The 4,641-nt window shown below is 40.6% G+C and carries 4 protein-coding genes, 5 tRNA genes and 2 rRNA genes; 10 read left to right on the top strand and 1 reads right to left on the bottom strand.

What is annotated here, in order from left to right:
- Window positions 1-9: 9 nt before the first annotated feature.
- The 5 genes from rrf (Xenpb_RS18715) (at window position 10) to birA (ending at window position 2,561) form a co-directional block, all read left to right on the top strand.
- A 5S ribosomal RNA gene (gene rrf / locus Xenpb_RS18715) occupies window positions 10-125 on the top strand.
- A 50-nt stretch (window positions 126-175) separates the two neighbouring features.
- Window positions 176-251: transfer RNA gene (locus tag Xenpb_RS18710), tRNA-Thr, on the top strand.
- Between the two features lie 34 nt (window positions 252-285).
- Window positions 286-401 (top strand): 5S ribosomal RNA (gene rrf, locus Xenpb_RS18705).
- A gap of 160 nt (window positions 402-561) precedes the next feature.
- Window positions 562-1,602: a UDP-N-acetylmuramate dehydrogenase gene (murB, locus tag Xenpb_RS18700; RefSeq protein WP_187655651.1), complete on the top strand. Its 1,041-nt coding sequence runs from the start codon at window positions 562-564 to the stop codon at window positions 1,600-1,602.
- Entirely contained in the window at window positions 1,599-2,561 is a 963-nt protein-coding gene (birA, locus tag Xenpb_RS18695) for a bifunctional biotin--[acetyl-CoA-carboxylase] ligase/biotin operon repressor BirA (protein ID WP_187655650.1), read from the top strand. Before murB ends, birA begins: the two co-directional genes overlap by 4 nt.
- 36 nt (window positions 2,562-2,597) lie before the next feature.
- Here the strand turns inward: birA and coaA are convergent, their stop codons facing one another.
- Window positions 2,598-3,548, bottom strand: coding sequence for a type I pantothenate kinase (gene coaA / locus Xenpb_RS18690; protein WP_099115404.1), 951 nt, complete (start codon window positions 3,546-3,548; stop codon window positions 2,598-2,600).
- A 427-nt stretch (window positions 3,549-3,975) separates the two neighbouring features.
- Between coaA and Xenpb_RS18685 the strand changes: the two genes are divergently transcribed.
- The 5 genes from Xenpb_RS18685 to Xenpb_RS18665 all read left to right on the top strand — a co-directional run.
- Window positions 3,976-4,051: transfer RNA gene (locus Xenpb_RS18685), tRNA-Thr, on the top strand.
- Window positions 4,052-4,066: 15 nt separating this feature from the next.
- Window positions 4,067-4,151 (top strand) — tRNA-Tyr (locus Xenpb_RS18680).
- A gap of 100 nt (window positions 4,152-4,251) precedes the next feature.
- Window positions 4,252-4,326: transfer RNA gene (locus Xenpb_RS18675), tRNA-Gly, on the top strand.
- 6 nt (window positions 4,327-4,332) lie between these two features.
- Window positions 4,333-4,408: transfer RNA gene (locus Xenpb_RS18670), tRNA-Thr, on the top strand.
- A gap of 105 nt (window positions 4,409-4,513) precedes the next feature.
- A partial coding sequence (locus Xenpb_RS18665) for a GTP-binding protein (RefSeq protein ID WP_230333040.1) occupies window positions 4,514-4,641 on the top strand: 128 nt, incomplete at its 3' end.

Raw genomic sequence — 4,641 nt, 5'->3', positions numbered from 1 at the left:
CAGAATTTGTCTGGCGGCAACAGCGCGGTGGTCCCACCTGACCCCATGCCGAACTCAGCAGTGAAACGCCGTAGCGCCGATGGTAGTGTGGGGTCTCCCCATGTGAGAGTAGGACACTGCCAGACATCAATTTATAAGTGTTGCCCATCTGGCAACACTTTTTATTTCAGCATTTGCTGATATGGCTCAGTTGGTAGAGCACACCCTTGGTAAGGGTGAGGTCCCCAGTTCGAATCTGGGTATCAGCACCATGAATAATATGTTCGGCAAATAAAACAGAATTTGCTTGGCGGCAACAGCGCGGTGGTCCCACCTGACCCCATGCCGAACTCAGTAGTGAAACGCCGTAGCGCCGATGGTAGTGTGGGGTCTCCCCATGTGAGAGTAGGGAACTGCCAAGCTTTAATACCAAGTCAAAAGGCCACTCAAATGAGTGGCCTTTTGCATTTCTAATACTTTTGTATTTCCATCAACAGATAGGTATTAGAAAACGGCCCACTTATCTTTCAACTGCAGAGTCTGATAGACTACAACTCAAATTATCTATTGAGCTTGAAGTGAATGTCTGTCTGTCAATCTACCCAACTAAAAGCGTTTAATACTTTTGGCGTCTCAGCTTATGCCGATCATATTGGTACAGCAACTTCTGTTGAATCACTTCTGTTCTTGTGGCAAGAAGCGATGGGAAAAAATCATCCCATTCTACTGCTGGGAGGGGGAAGTAATGTCCTCTTCACCGAAAATTTTAAAGGTACTGTGATTCTGAACCGTATACTTGGTATCGATATAAAAGAGTCAGAGGCTGCATGGTATATCCATGTTGGTGCAGGCGAAAATTGGCATAATCTGATTACTTATTTATTCAAGAAACAGATTTATGGTTTAGAAAATTTGGCATTAATTCCAGGAAATGTAGGTTCTGCCCCTATTCAGAATATTGGAGCATATGGAGTTGAATTTAAACATGTCTGTGAGTATGTGGATGTTGTTGAATTGAAAACTGGTAACCCTATTCGTTTGATGGCAAATGAATGCGAATTTGCATATAGAGACAGTATCTTCAAGCATAAATATAAAGATGATTATGCTATTACAGCAGTCGGCTTACGTTTGAGTAAGGCATGGGAACCAATATTAACTTATGGTGGTTTGGCACAGTTCTCACGAGAAGATGTGACTCCAGATAAAATATTTAATGCTGTATGTGAAATGCGTCAGAGTAAATTACCGGATCCTGTGGTGATGGGTAATGCGGGAAGTTTCTTCAAGAATCCAATTGTACCGTCTGAATTAGCGCAAAAAATTAAATCTGAATATCCGGATTGTCCTCAATATCATCATAATGAATATAGTGTAAAGATTGCTGCAGGATGGCTTATCGATCAATGTCATTTGAAAGGTTATTCTATTGGTGATGCCGCTGTGCATAAACAGCAAGCTCTTGTATTAATTAATACAGGAAATGCAAAGGGGCAGGACATTATTGCTCTGGCGGCCCATGTGCGTAACAAAGTAGCAGAAAAATTTAATATTTTATTAGAGCCTGAAGTACGCTTCATTGGCAGTGAAGGTGAGATAGACGCAGTGGAATGTATTTCATGAAAGATATTAGTACTCCGTTAAAATTAATTAAAGTATTGTCTGATGGTGAGGTTCACTCAGGGCAGCAACTTGGGCAAGAATTAGGAATGAGTCGGGCGGGAATTAATAAACATATCCAGACCATTCGCGAATGGGGTGTGGAAATTTTAACACTTCCGGGGAAAGGTTATCGTTTTCCTGCTCCAATGAACCTTCTTGATAAAAATGCTATTACAAATTATCACCCAAGTGACCGGATTGAAGTTATACCTGTTATTGATTCTACAAATCAATATTTGTTAGATAAGTTATCAGAGCTCGATTCTGGTGATGCCTGTGTTGCAGAATATCAATATGCTGGCCGGGGGCGTCGTGGTAGACAGTGGGTTTCTGCTTTTGGCAGAAATTTATATCTGTCTATGTATTGGCGCTTGGAACAAGGGCCTGCTGCTGCAATTGGTTTAAGCTTGGTTGTTGGAATTGTCATTGCAGAAGTTCTTAATCGTCAGGGAGCGGCTGAGAGAGTAAAAGTAAAATGGCCAAATGATTTATATTTGGACGATAAAAAACTCGCGGGAATACTAGTTGAATTGACGGGCAAAACTGGTGACGCTGCTCAGATCGTTATCGGAATAGGTATAAATATTTCGATGAGTAGTGAGCAACAAAAATCCATTAATCAACGGTGGACTAATTTACAACAAGCAGGAATGACAATTGAGCGGAATAAATTGATTGCCGAAATCATTGCTAAGCTTAAAGAAACACTCACTCAATTTGAAAACGAAGGATTATCACCTTTTATCCCTAGATGGCTTAAGTTAGATAATTTTATTAATCGTCCAGTGAAATTAATTATTGGTGAGCAGGAAATTCATGGAATAGCCCGTGGAATTGATCAACAAGGAGCACTCTTACTTGATATTAATGGTGTTATTACACCTTACATTGGCGGTGAAATATCTTTGAGGGGCTGTTGAGAGTGTTAAAGCCGGAAATATTTCCGGCTGTTTGCTTTATTTTCTCAATCTGACATTTTCAATTGTGTGGTTGACACCTTTCGTCATAATCAAGCTAGCACGCTCCCTTGTCGGTAAAATATTTTGCTGTAAGTTCAAGCCGTTAATTTCCCGCCAAATACTGGATGCAACTTTTATCGCTTCTTCTGTCGTGAGCTTGGAATAATTATGGAAATAAGAATCTGGATCGGCAAAAGCACCTTGTCTAAACTTGAGAAAACGGCTGACATACCATTGCTCAAGTAATTCTTCTGAAGCATCAACATAAATAGAAAAGTCAACAAAATCAGAGACAAATACATGGTGTGGCTCATGCGGATAATCCATGCCACTTTGTAATACATTCAAGCCCTCAAGGATCAAAATATCCGGTTTCTCTATGATAATTTGTTCGTTTGGAACAATGTCATAACTCAGGTGAGAATATACTGGAGCAGTGACTTTTTCCGCGCCTGATTTGATATCTGAAACGAATTTGACTAAGTTGCGCATATCATAGGATTCAGGGAATCCTTTCTTTTTCATTAAGCCACGTTCATTCAATACATTATTAGAGTGCAAAAAGCCGTCTGTTGTTACTAGCTTAACACGGCGATGTTCAGGCCAGCGGCTTAGTAATGCTTGTAATAAGCGTGCCGTGGTACTTTTTCCCACAGCAACGCTGCCAGCAATACCAATAACGTACGGTATTTTTTGTTCATCTGTTCCTAAAAACTGTTCAAGAACAGCTTGCCGCCGTAAATTGGAGCTTATATAAAAATTGAGTAGGCGTGATAATGGAAGATAGATTTCAATCACTTCATCTATTGAAATTTCTTCATTAATACCTTTTAAAGCGGCGACTTCTTCTTCTGTTAATGTCAATGGCACTGAGTCACGCAATGTTGCCCAATGTTCACGATCAAATTGTAAATATGGGGTCGTTAAAAAAGATTCTTTGTTATTCATAAGCCAACATTTGCCTGTCTATGCAGGTTGGACCGGTTGTTGAGAACAGCCGTATCCGACAAAAAATAAATCTCATCATATCGATTGCGTTATCACAGACGTAGAATTTTTTATGATTTTAGTAAGTTTTTTGATGGGAAATACAAAAATGTAAAAAAAATGTTCCAGTTCAACAGCTATTTTGGGTGGTCATTCTTCGTTTTTAAAAGAAAAAATCAAGGTGACGCGAAAAATTTGCAAGAAATGATCAGCAAATACATTTTGATATTCCTTCTCTATAAAATTTTTTTGTTTAATGTTTGTTCTAAGGTTATTGAAAAAAACATCAATATCATCAAGAATGCTTGTTTTATGAGCGAAAGAACAAAAAAAGCAATTTTTTTGTTGCATCGAAAGCCAACACTACCTAGAATGCGCAGCACTTGATGCCGGCATAGCTCAGTTGGTAGAGCAACTGACTTGTAATCAGTAGGTCCCGAGTTCGACTCTTGGTGCCGGCACCATTAAAAATTTGGAAAGGTGGGGTTCCCGAGCGGCCAAAGGGAGCAGACTGTAAATCTGCCGTCACAGACTTCGAAGGTTCGAATCCTTCCCCCACCACCATTAACCAGTTTTCATCTTGAGTGTTCTGCTCGAGTTATACTCCAGACAAAATACTTGAGATACAATGTACAGCTGATTAAAGTCAGGTAGCCGAGTTCACGCGGGCATCGTATAATGGCTATTACCTCAGCCTTCCAAGCTGATGATGCGGGTTCGATTCCCGCTGCCCGCTCCAAGATGTGCTGATATAGCTCAGTTGGTAGAGCACACCCTTGGTAAGGGTGAGGTCGGCAGTTCGAATCTGCCTATCAGCACCACCTTTCCTGTTCTGCCTCCTGATTTTCTTCCTGTAAATATCTAACAAGCAATTGCTTGGTTGATGTGGTGAAACCACCGATTCCGTGTCTTAGAGGGACAACCTAATGTCTAAAGAAAAGTTTGAACGTTCAAAACCGCACGTTAACGTTGGTACTATCGGCCACGTTGACCACGGTAAAACTACCCTGACTGCTGCAATCACCACTGTTCTGGCGAAAACTTACGGCGGTAA

It is taken from the genome of Xenorhabdus sp. PB62.4, assembly GCF_014467285.1.
Classification (GTDB): Bacteria; Pseudomonadota; Gammaproteobacteria; order Enterobacterales; family Enterobacteriaceae; genus Xenorhabdus.
The sequence above is the reverse complement of the archived record's forward strand: the minus strand, read 5'-3'. Positions and strand labels throughout refer to the sequence as shown.